The sequence below is a fragment of the Vibrio caribbeanicus ATCC BAA-2122 genome (assembly GCF_000165125.1).
In the GTDB taxonomy this organism is placed as follows: Bacteria; Pseudomonadota; Gammaproteobacteria; order Enterobacterales; family Vibrionaceae; genus Vibrio; species Vibrio caribbeanicus.
This window is the reverse complement of sequence record NZ_AEIU01000121.1, coordinates 24690-42558: the sequence shown is the minus strand read 5'-3', so window position 1 is coordinate 42558 and position 17869 is coordinate 24690. Positions and strand designations below refer to the sequence as shown.

Annotated in this window: 11 protein-coding genes; 8 read left to right on the top strand and 3 right to left on the bottom strand. The window is 43.1% G+C overall.

Features of this window, described 5'->3' with window-relative positions:
- Positions 1–101: 101 nt before the first annotated feature.
- The 5 genes from rimP to truB all read left to right on the top strand — a co-directional run bounded on the left by rimP (position 102) and on the right by truB (position 6250).
- Positions 102–557: a ribosome maturation factor RimP gene (gene rimP / locus RH40_RS19570; protein ID WP_009603456.1), complete on the top strand. Its 456-nt coding sequence runs from the start codon at positions 102–104 to the stop codon at positions 555–557.
- Positions 558–581: 24 nt separating this feature from the next.
- A complete protein-coding gene (nusA, locus tag RH40_RS19565) occupies positions 582–2069 on the top strand; it encodes a transcription termination factor NusA (RefSeq protein ID WP_009603455.1) in 1488 nt (495 codons plus the stop codon).
- A gap of 21 nt (positions 2070–2090) precedes the next feature.
- On the top strand, positions 2091–4784 hold the full coding sequence (gene infB, locus RH40_RS19560; RefSeq protein ID WP_009603454.1) for a translation initiation factor IF-2: 2694 nt from the start codon (positions 2091–2093) through the stop codon (positions 4782–4784).
- A gap of 114 nt (positions 4785–4898) precedes the next feature.
- On the top strand, positions 4899–5309 hold the full coding sequence (gene rbfA, locus RH40_RS19555; RefSeq protein ID WP_009603453.1) for a 30S ribosome-binding factor RbfA: 411 nt from the start codon (positions 4899–4901) through the stop codon (positions 5307–5309).
- Positions 5309–6250: a tRNA pseudouridine(55) synthase TruB gene (truB, locus tag RH40_RS19550; RefSeq protein ID WP_009603452.1), complete on the top strand. Its 942-nt coding sequence runs from the start codon at positions 5309–5311 to the stop codon at positions 6248–6250. The genes rbfA and truB overlap by 1 nt, the downstream gene beginning before the upstream one ends.
- Before the next feature lie 50 nt (positions 6251–6300).
- Here the strand turns inward: truB and RH40_RS19545 are convergent, their stop codons facing one another.
- The 3 genes from RH40_RS19545 to gltB form a co-directional block, all read right to left on the bottom strand.
- Positions 6301–6726, bottom strand: a complete 426-nt coding sequence (locus tag RH40_RS19545) for a DUF1499 domain-containing protein (RefSeq protein ID WP_241209916.1) — start codon at positions 6724–6726, stop codon at positions 6301–6303.
- Positions 6727–6842: 116 nt separating this feature from the next.
- Complete coding sequence (locus tag RH40_RS19540) at positions 6843–8255, bottom strand: FAD-dependent oxidoreductase (RefSeq protein WP_009603450.1); 1413 nt, start codon at positions 8253–8255, stop codon at positions 6843–6845.
- A 23-nt stretch (positions 8256–8278) separates the two neighbouring features.
- Complete coding sequence (gene gltB / locus RH40_RS19535; protein WP_009603449.1) at positions 8279–12748, bottom strand: glutamate synthase large subunit; 4470 nt, start codon at positions 12746–12748, stop codon at positions 8279–8281.
- 495 nt (positions 12749–13243) lie between these two features.
- Here gltB and RH40_RS19530 point away from each other — a divergent pair, with 495 nt between their 5' ends.
- From RH40_RS19530 to RH40_RS19520, 3 genes are all read left to right on the top strand, one after another.
- Positions 13244–14986: a diguanylate cyclase domain-containing protein gene (locus tag RH40_RS19530; RefSeq protein ID WP_009603448.1), complete on the top strand. Its 1743-nt coding sequence runs from the start codon at positions 13244–13246 to the stop codon at positions 14984–14986.
- Positions 14987–15072: 86 nt separating this feature from the next.
- Positions 15073–17418, top strand: coding sequence for an aerobic respiration two-component sensor histidine kinase ArcB (gene arcB / locus RH40_RS19525; RefSeq protein WP_009603447.1), 2346 nt, complete (start codon positions 15073–15075; stop codon positions 17416–17418).
- Positions 17419–17420: 2 nt separating this feature from the next.
- Complete coding sequence (locus tag RH40_RS19520; RefSeq protein ID WP_050790469.1) at positions 17421–17861, top strand: hypothetical protein; 441 nt, start codon at positions 17421–17423, stop codon at positions 17859–17861.
- Positions 17862–17869 lie beyond the last annotated feature (8 nt).

Below are 17869 nucleotides of genomic sequence, written 5' to 3'. Positions count from 1 at the left end.
GTGTGTTTTTGTTATCTAAATTCTTATATTTAATGAGATTTAGATTGTGCTTGGTATTTAAATTGGGCTCTGAGCCCTTTTTTGTTTCTGGAGTGGTTGAAATGACTGGTTTAGAGAAGCAACTTACTGAAATGCTTGAAGCCCCTGTTGCGGCATCAGGTTATGAGTTGGTTGGATTAGAGTTCATACGTGCTGGTGAGCACTCGACATTGCGTATTTTCATTGATCATGCCAACGGGATCAATGTTGAAGATTGTGCAGAAGTTAGCCGTCAAGTTAGTGCGGTTATGGATGTTGAGGACCCCATTACGGTAGCTTATAACCTAGAAGTCTCTTCGCCAGGATTAGAGAGACCACTATTTAAAGCTGCACACTATGAGCAATTTATCGGTCACGAGGTAAGCCTCGTCTTGAAAATGGCTATGAATAATCGCCGTAAATGGAAAGGCATCATTGAGTCTGTTGATGGTGAAATCATATCCATTGCGGTAGATGGCAATACTGAAGAGTTTGCACTTAGCAATATTTCAAAAGCTAACCTGATCCCTAAATTTTAATTAAAGTCTTAGAGGCTATTTAAAATGAGTAAAGAAATTTTAGCGGTAGTAGAAGCGGTATCCAACGAGAAAGCTGTCCCTCGTGAGCGTATCTTTGAGGCCCTTGAAATTGCACTTGCGACTTCTACTAAAAAGAAACACGAAATTGAGATTGATGTTCGTGTCGAGATTGACCGTAAAACTGGCGAGTTTGATACATTTCGCCGTTGGTTAGTCGTTGAAGAGGTAGAAAATCCAACAAAAGAAATTTCACTTGAGGCTGCTCAATACGAAGATGCTGAGATTCAATTAGGTGACTTCGTAGAAGATGATATAGAGTCAGTTACTTTTGACCGTATTACGACGCAAACGGCAAAGCAAGTTATCGTACAAAAAGTACGTGAGGCGGAGAGAGCTCAAATTGTCGAACAGTTTATTGACAATGAAGGTGAGCTCGTCACTGGTGTGGTAAAAAAAGTCAATCGCGACACTATTGTCTTAGACTTAGGCAACAATGCTGAAGCGGTTATACTTCGCGATGACCAGCTGCCTCGTGAAAACTTCCGTCCAGGTGACAGGGTTCGCGGTTTGTTGTACAAAGTTGCGCCTGAAGCTAGGGGTTTTCAGCTGTTCATCACACGTTCTAAGCCTGATATGCTTGCTGAACTCTTCAGGGTAGAGGTTCCCGAAATTGCTGAAGAGATCATTGAGCTAAAAGGTGCAGCTCGTGATCCGGGTTCTCGCGCTAAGATTGCGGTTAAAACCAATGATAAACGTATTGATCCTGTCGGAGCCTGTGTAGGTATGCGCGGTGCTCGTGTTCAAGCCGTTTCTGGTGAACTCGGTGGGGAACGTATTGATATCGTGCTTTGGGACGATAATCCTGCTCAATTTGTTATCAATGCAATGGCTCCTGCTGATGTGGCATCCATCATTGTTGATGAAGATACAAATACGATGGATATTGCTGTTGAGGCTGACAATTTAGCCCAAGCAATCGGTCGAAATGGTCAAAATGTACGTCTTGCATCCCAGCTAACAGGGTGGGAGTTAAACGTAATGACAGTGGACGATCTTCATAAAAAGCACGCTGAAGAGTCTCAAGCAGCGATTGAGAACTTCATGAAACATCTCGACATTGAAGAAGATTTTGCACAGCTTCTTGTTGAAGAGGGCTTTTCAACCCTTGAAGAAGTCGCTTATGTTCCAGTGAACGAATTACTTGAAGTGGATGGTTTAGATGAAGAGCTTGTCGAAGAGCTACGTAATCGCGCCAAAAATGCGTTAACAACTCTAGCTCTTGCCCAAGAAGAATCGTTTGAAGGTGTTGAACCTGCAGACGACCTGTTAGGTCTAGAGGGCTTAGAGCGTGAGATGGCATTTAAACTAGCTGCTCGTGGCGTTGCTACCCTAGAAGATCTAGCAGAGCAAGGTATTGACGATATCGAGAGTATTGAAGGTCTGACAGAAGAACGTGCGGGAGAGCTTATTATGGCTGCTCGTAATATCTGTTGGTTCGGTGAAGACGAATAATTTCAGCAAGGAGGAAGCGGCATGACACAAACGACTGTTAAGGCACTGAGTGAAGAAATTGGAACTCCAGTGGACCGCTTAATTGAACAACTTGCTGACGCTGGAATGAAAAAAGCGGGCAGTGATAAAGTTTCTGATGAAGAGAAACAGCAATTATTAACTCACTTAAAAAAAGAGCACGGTGATACTTCAGGTGAAGCAGAGCCGACTCGTTTAACATTGCAACGTAAAACTCGCAGCACATTGAGCGTAAATGCTGGAGGTGGTAAGAGTAAAGATGTTCAAGTAGAAGTTCGTAAAAAACGAACTTACGTGAAGCGCAGCATTATCGAAGACGATGCAAAACGTGAGGCTGAAGAAGCCGCTCAACGTGAAGCAGAAGAGATTGCGAAACGTGAAGCTGAGGAGCGAGCAAAACGTGAGGCTGCAGAAAAAGCACAACGCGAGGCCGAAGAAAAAGCGAAACGAGAAGCGGATGCAAAACGTGAAGCTGAAGAGAAGGCAAAACGCGTCCAAGCTGAAAAGGCTAAGAAAGACATGAATGCAAAAACTGCGGAAGTAAATACGCAAGCGCAACAAGAAGCTGAGGCATTAAAACGTCGTCAGGAAGAAGAAGCTCAGCGTAAAGCAGAGCAAGAAGCAGCTAAGCTCGTTGAAGAAGCGAAGAAGCTTGCTGAAGAAAATGAAGCCCGTTGGTCTGAAGAAGAAGCCAAGAAAAAGGAACTTGAAAATTCAGACTATCATGTAACGACTTCTTCATACGCGAGAGAAGCTGAAGATGCAGCGGATCGTCGTGAAGAGGGAGCTCGTCGCAAGAAAAAGAAAAAAGCATCAGCCGCTAATGAAGATGTGGCTCCTCGTGGTGGGCGCAATCAACGCGGTGCAAAAGGGCGTAACAAAGGTAAGCTTGCTAAGCCAACTTCAATGCAACAAGGCTTTGATAAGTCTGCAACCGTTGCAAAAGCTGATGTTGTAGTCGGTGAAACCATCGTTGTTTCTGAACTGGCAAATAAAATGTCGGTTAAAGGCACTGAGGTCATTAAAGTAATGATGAAGATGGGAGCTATGGCAACCATCAACCAAGTGATTGACCAAGAAACAGCACAGCTTGTTGCTGAAGAGATGGGCCACAAGGTTATCCTACGCAAAGAAAACGAGTTGGAAGAAGCAGTACTTTCTGACCGAGACAATAACGCTGAGTCTGTTCCTCGAGCGCCTGTAGTTACCATCATGGGTCACGTTGACCACGGTAAGACGTCGACACTTGACTATATTCGTAAAGCTCATGTTGCTTCTGGCGAAGCTGGTGGTATTACACAGCATATCGGTGCTTACCATGTAGAAACTGACAATGGAATGATCACTTTCCTTGATACTCCTGGACACGCGGCCTTTACTGCAATGCGTGCTCGTGGTGCTCAAGCGACTGATATCGTTGTTCTTGTTGTTGCTGCAGATGATGGTGTAATGCCACAGACAATTGAAGCTATTCAACACGCGAAAGCGGCTGAAGTACCTTTGATCGTTGCAGTGAACAAGATTGATAAAGAAGATGCTAACCCAGACAATGTTAAAAATGAGCTTGCTCAATATGATGTTATTCCTGAGGAATGGGGCGGCGAAAACATGTTTGTGCATATCTCTGCAAAACAAGGCACAAACATTGAAGGCTTGTTAGAGACGATCTTACTTCAATCCGAAGTTCTTGAGTTGACGGCTGTTGAAGAGGGTATGGCGTCGGGCGTAGTTGTTGAATCTCGTCTAGACAAAGGACGCGGTCCGGTAGCGACAGTTCTCGTTCAGTCAGGTACTCTAAACAAGGGTGATATTGTTCTATGTGGTCAAGAGTATGGCCGTGTTAGAGCCATGCGCGATGAAAATGGCCAAGAAGTCTTTTCTGCAGGACCGTCGATTCCTGTTGAGATTTTGGGATTATCCGGTGTTCCAGCTTCTGGTGATGAAGCAACGGTTGTTCGTGATGAGCGTAAAGCTCGTGAAGTTGCTAACTACCGTCAAGGTAAGTTCCGAGATGTCAAATTGGCTCGCCAGCAAAAAGCTAAGCTAGAGAATATGTTCTCTAATATGGCGGCTGGTGAAGTAGCAGAGCTGAATGTGGTACTGAAAGCTGACGTTCAAGGTTCTGTTGAGGCCATTTCTGATTCTTTGATTAAGCTTTCTACTGATGAAGTTAAAGTGAACATTGTTGGTTCAGGTGTCGGTGGTATTACAGAGACTGATGCTGTATTGGCGGCTGCTTCTAACGCAATTATCTTGGGCTTTAACGTTCGTGCCGATGCATCTGCTCGTCGTACTGTCGAAACGGAAAACCTTGATTTACGTTACTACTCAATCATTTATCAATTGATTGATGAAGTTAAACAAGCAATGGGCGGTATGCTTGCTCCTGAATTCAAGCAGGAGATTATTGGTCTTGCTGAAGTACGTGATGTATTTAAGTCACCTAAACTCGGCGCTATCGCGGGTTGTATGGTGACAGAGGGAACCATCAAACGTAATAACCCTATTCGCGTCTTGCGTGAAAATGTGGTTATTTATGAGGGTGAACTTGAGTCTCTGCGCCGCTTCAAAGATGACGTTCAAGAAGTTAAGAACGGTTACGAATGTGGTATTGGCGTTAAAAACTACAACGATGTTCGTGTAGGCGATCAGATCGAAGTATTTGAAATCGTTGAAGTAAAACGTACACTTGACTAATGAACGAACATTACCAGTCTCGTTATAATAAGAGGCTTGGTGATGGGTTGTTGAATACACCATGGGGGGCTGGTTAGAACCATCCCCCCATTCTTTCTAATAAGAGAAAAGTTTATGTCAAAAGAATTTAGTAGAACACAGCGTGTTGCACAGCAACTGCAAAAAGAGCTAGCGTTAATTTTGCAACGAGAGGTTCGTGACTCTCGCCTCGGAATGGTGACGATCTCTGATGTGGAAGTGTCTCGTGATCTGGCTTATGCAAAAGTCTTTGTTACATTTTTATGTGTTGGTGAACAAACTCCAGAGTCCTGTCTAGAAGCGTTACGTGAACATGAAGTTCATATTCGTATGATGTTAGGTAAGCGTATTCGTCTACGTTTAACACCTGAAGTGCGTTTTTACTATGATAATACGCTCGTTGAAGGTATGCGTATGTCCAATTTGGTCTCTGAGGTTGTTAACCAAGATAAGCGTAAACAGCAAGACAGTGGACGTGACGAAGACCTTTCGGGAGATGATAGCTAATGGCTCGTCGTCGTAAAGGTCGCCCAATTAATGGTATCGTTCTGTTAGACAAGCCAACAGGCATTTCTTCAAATGATGCTCTGCAGAAAGTAAAACGTATATATTTTGCTGAAAAAGCAGGACACACTGGCGCTCTTGATCCTCTTGCAACGGGTATGCTCCCAATATGTCTTGGTGAGGCGACGAAGTTTTCACAGTTTTTGCTCGAGTCAGATAAACGGTATCGAGTTATTGCTAAGTTAGGACAAAGGACTAACACTTCCGACTCTGATGGTGAAGTTGTCGAAACTCGTCCCGTAGAGGTTAGCCTAGCGCAGTTAGAGGTATGCATCGATAAGTTTCGAGGCCAATCAGAACAAGTGCCCTCTATGTTCTCTGCTTTAAAGTACCAAGGTAAGCCTCTATATGAGTATGCTCGTCAAGGTATCGAGGTACCGAGAGAAGCCCGAAGCATTCAAGTATATGAGATCATCTTACATCACTTCGAGGGTGATGAAGTCGAAATGGAAATTCATTGCTCAAAGGGGACTTATATCCGCACTATTGTTGATGATTTAGGTGAAATGCTTGGTTGCGGGGCTCACGTTACTATGCTTCGACGTACAGCCGTTGCTGATTATCCTTATGACAAGATGGTGACACTTGAACAACTTCATGAGCTCGTCGAGAAATCTCAGCAAAAAGAAGATTCCTCGAACGAAGAGATCGACGCACTGCTATTACCAATGGATAGCGCAGTTTCCCGTTTGCCTGAGGTAAACTTGATCCCAGAACTTGCTAATTTGACCCAACATGGCCAGCCTGTTCAAGTGCTTGGAGCGCCGACTGAGGGACCTGTTCGCCTTACTAAAGGAGAAGAGAAACTCTTTATTGGCGTAGGAGAAATGAATGATGACGGCAATATTGCTCCTAAAAGGTTAGTTGTTTTTAGAGAACAATAAAATCTCAATCTAAAAGCCGAAGTATATTACTTCGGCTTTTTCTTTAATTTTTACTGAAGCACGCCTTGCTGTTGCAATAATTGCCTTAACTGTTCAGTTCGTTTTCTGTTGACGCCAAAATCTGAATAACCCACTCTGGATTCTGAACGAACAATGAGTTGTTCTCCTTGGAGACGCAGCTCAAGATCATCGACAAAGCGCAGAATTTTGGAAGTGCACTCGATACGGAGATAATCGTGTTTTTTGATCGCAGTTTTTGATCCTGGTAACTGAAGCGCGATACGTTCAATGGTGTCGATATCAGTACCAGCCGCTAGGCTAAACGGTGGAATATGGTGCTGCTGTCTTTCATCCTCGGTAGATACACAGTTTGGTTTTTGATTGCATGGGGACGAAGTTCTATCCGACATACTCTTAACTCCTTGGCTGCAAGCGGTGAGCGTGAGTAATGCAAAGGCCATAATGGCGACTTTCATAACTATCTCTCTGGAAATAAAAAAATCTATCATGTATAGATTGAAAATCCTATTTCGTCAAAGTCTATTGACGTTACTCGAGCGTTAGGTTGATGGTGTTACCATCAACCTACTTACTATACCTCTAAGAAGTCAAGAATACCTTCCGCGGCTTTTCGACCTTCATCAATGGCTGTGACCACTAAATCAGACCCTCTCACAGCATCACCACCAGCAAAGATCTTTGGATTACTGGTTTGGAATTGGTACTGTTGATTCAGCGGAGCCTTAATTCTTCCCCAGTCATCAAGCTCTACATCATGAGGTGTAAGCCATGACATAGAGTGAGGCTGGAACCCAAAAGCCATAATGACAGCATCGGCGTCAAGGGTATGCTCACTACCTTGCACTGGCTCAGGGCGACGTCTCCCTGCTTCGTCTGGCGCCCCCAATGCCGTTTTGATAAATTTAACACCGATAACCTTACCTTCTTTATCCACCTCAATACTCAATGGCTGAATATTAAATTCAAATTTGACGCCTTCTTCTTTGGCATTTTTTACTTCTCGACGTGAGCCGGGCATGTTTTCTTCATCACGGCGATAAGCACAAGTGACATCGGCTGCTCCTTGGCGTATGGAAGTTCTGACGCAGTCCATTGCTGTATCGCCACCACCAAGCACGATGACTTTTTTGCTCGTCATGGAAATCTCTGCTTGAGGAGAATCTAAATCCATTACTTGATAAGTATTGGAGATAAGGAAGGGCAGGGCGTCGTAGACACCCGGTGCTTGTTCATTTTTTAGATTGGCCCTGATGTTTTTGTATGTTCCCACACCGAGGAAAACGGCATCAAAATCTTCTAGTAAAGTATCTAGTTCAACGTCTTTTCCTACCTCAACATTAAGCTTGAACTCTACACCCATTTCAGAAAAAACCTTGCGGCGGTTTTTAATAACGTCTTTTTCGAGTTTGAAAGAAGGAATTCCAAACGTCAATAACCCACCTATTTCTGGATATCTGTCAAAAACAACAGGTTTTACGCCATTACGCACTAATACATCCGCTGCGGCAAGGCCTGCGGGACCGGCACCAATAATAGCTACCGTTTTGTCTGTCCATTCTACACCTGACATGTTGGGCTTCCAGCCCATTTCAAACGCTTTATCAGTTATGTATTTTTCAATATTTCCTATGGTCACTGCACCAAAATCTTCGTTGAGAGTACATGATCCTTCACATAAGCGGTCTTGTGGACACACTCGTCCGCAAACCTCTGGTAGGCTGTTTGTTTGGTGAGATAAATCGGCGGCTTCAAAGATTCTGCCCTCGTTTGCTAGCTTTAACCACTGAGGGATGTAATTGTGAACGGGACATTTCCACTCACAATATGGGTTTCCACAATCTAGACAGCGGTCAGCTTGTGCTTTTGCTTGCTGTTTCGTGAAAGGTTCATAGATTTCTACAAACTCAATTTTCCGCGTATCTATGGTTTTTTTAGCCGGGTCTACACGCTTTACGTCAATGAATTGATATACATTTTGACTCATGACTTAATTATCCTCCATGACGATTATTGGACCTGGACACGCAATTCAGCGGCACTTCTGCTTTGATGACCTAGTAAGGTACTGACATCTGCGGCTTTAGGTTTTACCAGCATAAATTTAGGGATCCACTCATCAAAATTAGCCAATATTGTTTCAGCGTAACTTGATCCTGTTTCTTCTAAATGCTCCGCAATTAACCCTCGCAGGTGCTCTTGGTGGATCACCAGATCAGACAAGTTAACAGTATCGACGGATTCTTGGTTAATTCGGTCGAGGAAGTCTTCTGTTTTGTCAAGAACGTAGGCGAAGCCGCCAGTCATGCCTGCCCCAAAATTAACGCCTGTAGAGCCTAAAATGGCAACAATACCTCCCGTCATATACTCGCATGCATTGTCACCAGAGCCTTCGAGGACAGCAATTGTGCCTGAATTACGAACAGCAAAACGTTCACCAGCGGTTCCAGCGGCAAAAAGTTTTCCACCTGTCGCGCCATATAAGCAGGTATTGCCGATAATTGCGGCTTCATGAGAAGAGAAAGCGGTACCCTGATGAGGTTTAATCGTGATCTTGCCACCTGCCATACCTTTACCTACGTAGTCGTTCGCATCCCCTGTGAGGTAAAGCTCAAGCCCTCCCGCATTCCAAACACCGAATGATTGTCCTGCTGTTCCTCGTAAATGGATCTTGATCGGAGTTGAGGACATTCCCTGATTGCCGTGTTTTTTGGCAATTTCTCCAGAAATACGTGCGCCAATAGAACGATCGGTATTGATGACATCATAAAAAAATTCAGCTGGATATTTTTTATCAATCGCGTCTTGTGCTTTGAGCAACATGGCTTGATTGAGCTGTGCATCATCAAATGGTGTATTGGGCTCGGTCCAAGAGACTGGATGATGATCGGGAGAGACCGGTTTAGTGAGTATCCCACTCAAATCTAATTTACTTTGTTTTGCAGTCATCCCTTCAACTTGTTTAAGAAGATCAAGACGACCTATTAAGTCAGTTAATTTTTCGACGCCTAATGTAGCTAGAAGCTGGCGAACTTCTTCAGCGAGCCCGACGAAATAGTTCATGACCATGTCGGGTAGCCCTTTGAAGTACTCTTTACGTAAAGTATTGTCTTGAGTGGCGACTCCAGTAGCACAGTTATTCAAATGACAGATTCGTAGGAACTTACATCCCATTGCGACCATTGGAGCGGTTCCGAAACCAAAACTCTCAGCACCTAAAATTGCTGCTTTTACCACGTCAAGCCCAGTTTTAAGTCCTCCATCAACTTGTAAGCGGATCTTGTGTCGAACGCCATTGGCAACTAGCGCTTGCTGTGTCTCTGCAAGGCCAAGCTCCCAGGGACTACCTGCGTATTTTACTGAAGTTAGGGGACTTGCTGCAGTACCACCGTCATAACCTGATATAGTGATAAGGTCAGCATAAGCTTTAGCTACCCCTGTTGCTATGGTTCCGACTCCAGGTTCAGATACGAGTTTGACCGAAACTAAAGCCTCTGGGTTGACTTGCTTTAAATCAAAAATCAGCTGAGCGAGATCCTCGATCGAGTAGATATCGTGATGCGGTGGTGGCGAAATTAAGGTTACACCTTGAACAGAGTATCTAAGCTTGGCAATTTCTGCCGTAACCTTATGGCCAGGTAATTGCCCACCCTCTCCAGGTTTTGCACCTTGCGCAACTTTTATTTGAAGCACATCAGCGTTGACTAAATAGTGTGGTGTTACTCCAAAGCGCCCTGAGGCGACTTGCTTGATGCGGGAGTTTCTTTGGGTACCGAACCTTTTGGGATCTTCTCCTCCCTCACCAGAGTTGGAAAATCCACCAAGTCGGTTCATGGCAACAGCTAAGGCTTCGTGTGCTTCTGGGCTTAGAGCACCAATCGACATTGCTGCTGAATCAAATCGCTTGAAAAGTTCACTTGCGGGCTCAATTTTTTCCATCGGGATGGGTTTCGCGACGGGAACCAGAGTAAGGAGGTCGCGAAGCATTGCTACTGGGCGATCGTTAACTTGTTTGGCGTAATCCAGATAATCAGCGTTTTGCCCCGATTTGACAGCCAATTGAAGTTTATTGACGACATTAGGGTTATAAGCATGAAATTCACCACCGTGAACATACTTGAGCAAGCCACCGTGTTGAAGAGGTTTACGTTTGATCCATGCGATTCGGTTGAGGTTAAACAGATCTTGTTCGATATCATCAAAGTCAGCACCTTGTATACGACTTATTACCCCTTTAAAACAGGAATTAATGATATCTTTATGAAGCCCAATAGCTTCAAAAAGTTGTGAGCAACGATAAGATGCAACGGTTGATATGCCCATTTTAGACATGATCTTATACAGTCCTTTATTAATCCCAGACTGGTAGTTCTGCATAACCTCACGGTACCCTTTTGCAATGCTACCTTCATCAACCATTTTTGCCAGAGATTCATAAGCAAGGTAAGGGTAGATAGCAGTAGCACCGAAGCCAAGCAGTACTGCAAATTGGTGTGGGTCTCTTGCTGCCCCTGTTTCCACAATAATGTTCGCATCACAGCGCATGTCTTTTTCGACTAGGCGATTTTGTACTGCACCTACGGCCATAGCAGCAGGAATAGGTAATTTTCCTTTCGCTATCGTTTTATCGGACAAAATCAATAACACAGCACCCTGACTGACCTTGGTTTCTGCTTGGTTACAAAGGTCGGCGATGGCTTGCTTTAGTCCTTTCTCTTTGGGGTCATAGTTTATATCTATATGGGCAGAGCGATAATAATCATCGCTGAGTTCCAGCAACTGATGAAGATCAGAGTAGAGTAAAATAGGTGAATCAAACGTCACTCGGTGGGCGTGTCCGTCTGTTTCACAAAATACATTCATCTCTTGACCAACACTGGTTGCAAGAGACATCACATGTTTTTCTCTGAGTGGGTCGATAGGCGGATTAGTTACTTGAGCAAATTTTTGTCTAAAGTAATCAGTAATTAAGCGCTCTTTAGATGACAATACCGCCATAGGCGTATCGTCCCCCATTGAACCAACCGCTTCTTGTCCAACATCACCTAGCACACGAAGCACTTGATCTAACTCTTCATTGGTGACAATGAATTGCTTTTGATAAGTGGTGAGTGAGTCGTCGTTAAACGTTCGTGCTCCTACTAGAGAGTCCGGCAATTCTTTAAATGGTCTTAGCTTGCATACGTTTTCCTTCATCCAACTTTTGTAAGGATGCCGATGTTTTAATTCTTCATCAATCTCACTCGATTGCCATAGTTTTCCTTTTCGCGTGTCAACCACTAAGAGCTCGCCTGGGCCAACTCTTCCTTTTTCTGCGACTTCATCTGGTGCGTAGTCCCAGATACCGACCTCTGAAGCAATGGTTATGAGTTTATCTTTTGTAATAACATAGCGTGCTGGCCTGAGACCATTTCGGTCAAGGTTACATGCAGCATAGCGCCCATCTGATAGGACGATCCCTGCAGGGCCATCCCAAGGCTCCATATGTTTAGAGTTGAAATCATAGAAAGCGCGCAGTTCGCTATCCATTTCCGGATGATTTTGCCAAGCAGGTGGCACGAGCATGCGCATCGCTCGAAATACATCCATACCGCCTGCAAGAAAGAGATCAAGCATATTATCAAGGCTTGATGAGTCTGACCCTGATTCATTAACAAAAGGTGCAGCAGTGTGAAGATCAGGCAAGAGAGGAGAGGAAAATTTGTAGGCTCTTGCTCTAGCCCATTGTCTATTGCCTTGAATAGTATTGATTTCACCGTTGTGTGCTAGGTAGCGAAACGGTTGTGCTAGCGGCCATCTGGGTTGGGTATTGGTAGAAAACCTTTGATGGAATAAGCATATCGCGGACTCCATGCGAAGATCTGCGAGATCAAGGTAAAATCTTGGCAGATCAGCAGGCATGCAGAGGCTTTTGTATACGATGACTTGAGTGGAGAGACTGCAAACATAGAAGTCCTCATCCTTATCAGTATCGATCTGTTTCTCTATCCGTCGACGAGCAATATATAAGCGTCTTTCGACATCTCTCTCTCGCCAGCCTGCTGGAGCTGATATGAATATTTGTTCTATCTGAGGAACGGATTCTAGGGCGATTGGGCCGAGGACTGAAGAGTTGATGGGGACCTCTCTCCAGCCTGCTATGGTCATTGTTTCTTTGGTGAGCTCTTGTTCGATGATTTGCTTTGCATAACGCCTTTTGTCAGAATCTTGACTGAGAAAAATCATACCAACAGCATACTGTTTGCTGAGGTTAAAGCTATGTTCTGAGGCGATCTGTTGTAGGAAAGAATCTGGCTTTTGTAGCAAGAGGCCGCAGCCATCGCCAGTCTTACCGTCAGCAGCAATACCACCACGGTGTGTCATACGGTCTAAAGCTGATATTGCCGTGCGTACAACCTTGTGGCTCGGTTCGCCAGTCATGTGAGCTATTAAGCCAAATCCACAGTTATCACGCTCGAAACTGGAATCGTATAAAGTCATTGCAATTCTCCCTTTGCTTCTCTGTCTTCCTGACAGAGCAACCAACATGTATAGAAGTCGGTTTTTACGACTAATTGCTATTTATAATTATCGTATATTGTTTTGTACTTTTTATGTTTAATAAAAATTCACTAAATATGAATATCTCTTACATCACAAACTATCGGTAATAATGAAAAAGGTCAAGTTGTAAGTAAAAAAAGCTTCAATTACTCGTGAATTGATTTTTTCTGTTTAAATGGTATATATATCATGTGGTTATGTTAATTGTTATTACATTTTTGTAACATTTATGATGTTGATAACTAAAATAAAAATAGAATAATCGTCTATGTTTTTGCTTGCTGGTAGAGATAGTGTTCTCAAAGTTATTGATTTATGGTTTTTAATAAAATGACCACAAAATAACTTCAGTACTTGGATTGTATATCCATGCTGGTTATCATTGAGAACTTAAAAAGTATGTGTGTCAAATAAGTAAATGGATGTGAGTGAATGTATGACGCGTTAGATTGGTTGTGGGCAGATTTTCAAGCACACACGGTGCTTTATACGCTGATCGTTTGTTTAGTAATAGTGATTTTACAACTCCATCATTGGCATCAGACTCAGCTTAGACAACTTTTTATGTTCGCACCGAATGCGTTAGTGATTTTGGATGAGTCTAATCAGAAGCTTATTTTAGCCAATAGTACAGCGTGCCAAATACTGGGTATTCGCAAAGTTGGTAAAGAGTTCAAATTACCGGATCGAGTGACTCAATGCTTCATTAAAGATGTCTTAATTGATTGCACAAAACACGCAGGTCTCACTCAAACTATGAATTGGCCAGTATCTGGAGGGGCATCATTGGTCCTCAATTTGACCGGTAAGCGTTCGTTATACAAGCGTCGTCATGTTTGGATTTTGCACTTTTCTGTTAAACATCCCACGCATTCTGAACTTAAGCAGCAGGTTGAATCTCTCTCAACAATCAAGAGTGCCTTCGACAACATGTCTGAATTAATTTTTGTCAAAAATCTGCAAGGTGAGGTGGTTGCGAGCAATAGGGCTTTTCAACGTTTCTGGCTTAATCGCGAGGATGAGGGGCTTGCCGATATTCAAAATGTCATGAAGGGGCGAGCCAGCTACCGTAAATGGACAGTGAGTCCAGAAGGACGAAGTTGTTTGCTTGAGAGTTATCAGAACACGTTAATGAATTCGCATGGGGAAAAAATAGGTACACTAAGTATCAGCCATGATGTTACAGGTTGGTATGAAATGCAGCAGAGCTTGCGTGATGAGATGGAAAAGCGTAAGAGTACTGAGGCCGCACTTGCTCAAAGAGACTCGATTTTACAGAGTATATTGGAATCAAGCCCTGACTCTATCGGAATTTTCAATGAAAATATGGTCTATCAAGCATGTAATGAACCTTTTGTTAAAGCACTAGGTATCTCTCGAATTGATGATTTATTGGGAAAAAGATTGCAAGATGTGATTCCTAAAGCCTCTTACGAACGTCTATCAGAAACCGATAATAAAGTATTGAGTCAGGGGGTATCTTTACGCTATATCGATAGGATTTATCTTAGTGATGGCTCATCCACTTGGTATGATGTTGTGAAATCGCCCTTTAGAGACCCAGTGTCTGGTACCTTTGGTGTTTTAGTGATGGCTCGTGATGTCTCAGAGCGGTATTTGGTTGAAAAACAACTTGAGGCAGCAAATGAAGAACTGGAAAAGCTGAGTTTTATTGATGGCTTGACTCAGATATGTAATCGTCGTCGCTTTGATGAGAGGTTAGAGACATTGTGGTTCCTTCATATCCGTGAGCAATCCCCTCTTTGCGTTATGTTATGCGATGTTGACTATTTTAAAGGGTACAACGATGAGTATGGACATCAGATGGGAGATGAAGCATTAATCAAAGTTGCGGATATTTTTAAATCCGTAATAAATCGCTCTAGTGATTGTGTCGCTAGGTATGGGGGCGAAGAATTTGCCTTCATTTTACCCAATACCAATACCGAAGGGGCACTCCAAGTGGCAGAGCGTATTCATTCCGAAATTGGTAAACTATCGATTGCCCACAAAACATCTAGCGTTTCTGACCGCTTAACGGTCAGCATTGGCCTAGCGTGCTTTGTTCCTGCCTATGGAACAAGCAGTGAAAAGTTGGTCTCTCGGGCAGATATTGCGTTGTATAAAGCGAAAGCAAACGGTCGAAATAGAACCCACGCTTATCAAATGAGTTAGACCAAGTTCCCACTCTTTTTAACCTTTTCTACAACCTTAGAATAAAACAGTTAGTATCAATGGAATTGCGTCCTCTGGAGTTTTAAATGAAGCCGATTAAGAATTTGGCCCAGTATTATGTTGATTTGCTCGTAAGGCTTGGAATCCTTCGTTTTTCAATATTACTTGCTCTTGCTCTGGTTGCTTTAGCCGTTGTCGTTCAAGTTGGCATTACTCTAGTACTTAATGGGCAAGTTGATGATATTGATATAGTTCGTTCTGTTTTCTTTGGTCTTTTGATTACACCTTGGGCTGTCTATTTTCTGTCGGTTGTGGTTGATCAATTGGAGGAATCACGGCAAAGATTGACAAAGTTGGTCGAAAAATTAAAGGACATGCGTTCTCGAGATCAAGAGCTGAATCAGAAACTCCAAAATAACATAAGCCAACTTAACCTTGAGATTGAAGAGCGGATCAAAGCTGAAGAAGCTCGCGAAGAGGCGATGCAAGATCTGGAAAATGAGGTTTATCAAAGAGAGAGGACTCAGGTTGAGTTAGCAGAGCGTACAGCATTACTACGTTCTTTCATTGATGCTTCGCCAGATCTTATCTATTACCGCAATGCACAGGGTGTATTTTCTGGCTGTAATAAAGCCATGGAGAAGCTAACTGGTAAGCCAGAGAATCAACTTGTTGGCCTCACTCCATGGGATGTTTACAGCAAAGAGGTTGCTCAGCAAATTGTTGATACTGACCAAAAAGTGTTTGCAGAAAACACCTCATTAACCTACGAACAATGGCTCGAATATCCCGATGGTAGAAGAAACTATTTTGAACTTCGCAAAGTGCCTTTCTACAGCAAAGATGGTCGTCATTTGGGACTTGTAGGTTTTGGACGAGATATTACCGAGCGAAAACGTCATGAAGAATCGCTTGAGCAAGCGAGCAGAGATAAAACGACATTTATCTCTACCATCAGTCATGAGCTTAGAACACCATTAAATGGGATTGTTGGTTTGAGTCGAATGTTACTCGATAGTCCACTCAATGAAGAACAACGCCATCAAATGCAGACCATCAACGTTAGTGCAATTACGCTCGGTAATATTTTCAGTGATATCATTGATATGGATAAATTTGATCGTCGAAAATTAGAGTTATTCCCATCAAGTTTGAACTTTGGTGATTTCATCGCAGAAATAGAGAGTATTTCTGCCCTGATGGCGTCTCAAAAGGGATTGCGCTTCGATATGGAGCGCCTAAGTGAATTGCCGCTCTCGATTGATATTGATGCGACACGTTTACGGCAAGTTCTTTGGAACTTGATAAGTAATGCGATGAAATTCACTAAAGAAGGGGGAGTTGTTGTTAGTGTTTCTTCTGAGGTGGTCAGTGAAGTTGCGCATATTACTATTGAGGTTGAGGACAGTGGCATAGGTATTCCTGCCTCAGAACTCGATAAAATCTTTGCGATGTACTATCAAGTGAAGTCGGGAGAAGATAATTTACACGCGGTGGGAACTGGAATTGGGCTCGCGGTTTCAAAGCAGCTCATCAATATGATGAAGGGAGATATTCAAGTATCCAGTGAAGAAGGTTTCGGGAGCACTTTTGTTATTTCAATAGAAGCCCCCCTGAGTAAAGTTGTGGCAAAAGATGAGCTGTTGAAATCGCCCGAGCTCAATATTTTCATGGTCGAAGACATTGAGCTAAACATTACGGTTGCTCGTTCACTATTAGAAAGTATGGGACACGAAGTCTCAGTAGCTATGAGTGGTTCGGAAGCAATAGAAATGTTTGATCCGGAAATCTATGACTTGGTTTTTCTGGATATTCAATTACCAGATATGACTGGTTTTGATATCGCTCATTATTTTCGTAAGCATTATGCGACATTGCCTCCTTTGATCGCCTTGACAGCAAATGTCCTTAAAAACAAGCAAGAATATCTAGAAAAAGGTATGGACGACGCCATCAGCAAGCCTTTGTCTGTGGTTGCTGTAGAAGAAGTGATTGCAAATTTCACTACTGGAGGCCTAAATAAATCCTTTGTTAATTCGTCAGTCATCGATGATGCTGAATGTGCAGATATTTATAGTCGTATTCTGGACGTGGACATGCTTGAAGCCTATGTGAATATTGCTGGAGTAGAGCCGATGAAGGAAAGTATAAAAATGTTTGAGGGCATGATGCCTGATTATCTCAAAATACTAGATTCAAATATGGTGGCAAAGCATCAAGATGGGATTGTATCAGAAGCACATAAAATTAAGGGTGCAGCAGGATCGATTGGGTTGAAACATATTCAGCTTGTTGCAAATAAGGCGCAGTCTCCTAACCTTCCCGCATGGTGGGAGAATATCAATGATTGGGTTGAAGAAATAAAGAACGAGTACGATAACGACATTGCCATTCTGAGGCAGTGGCTGGCTCAACAATCTAAGGGAGAATGACGGTGATAAGGTTAATTACCATTATTTGGATACTATTTTTAACGACTTCCTGTACGAATGCCCCATCAGCTTGGCATCATGATAATCGGGCGGATCAAACGTATATTGTTATGGAGTCCAGTCTTCGGCTTGATAAGATGCCAAAGACCAGTGGAGAACTGGGCAGTATCTACCATGGTTCATTGATATTAGACTCCCAGCGAGATCTGCCAGCTAATTTGATGATTGAAAGCTTAGCCGTGAAGCAAAACGGCCATACATGGCTAATTGATGGAGATACCCTAGATGTCAATGTGTTGTCATTAAACCGTTGGGAAGTCAGATTTACATGGCAACTACCGATTACTGCCGAAAAACCGGCAAATGTGGCTCTGATGATTAAATATCAGGGACATAAAGAATGGTTGGTCGATAAGGAAGTACCGATTGACATTATCAACTGATGAAATAA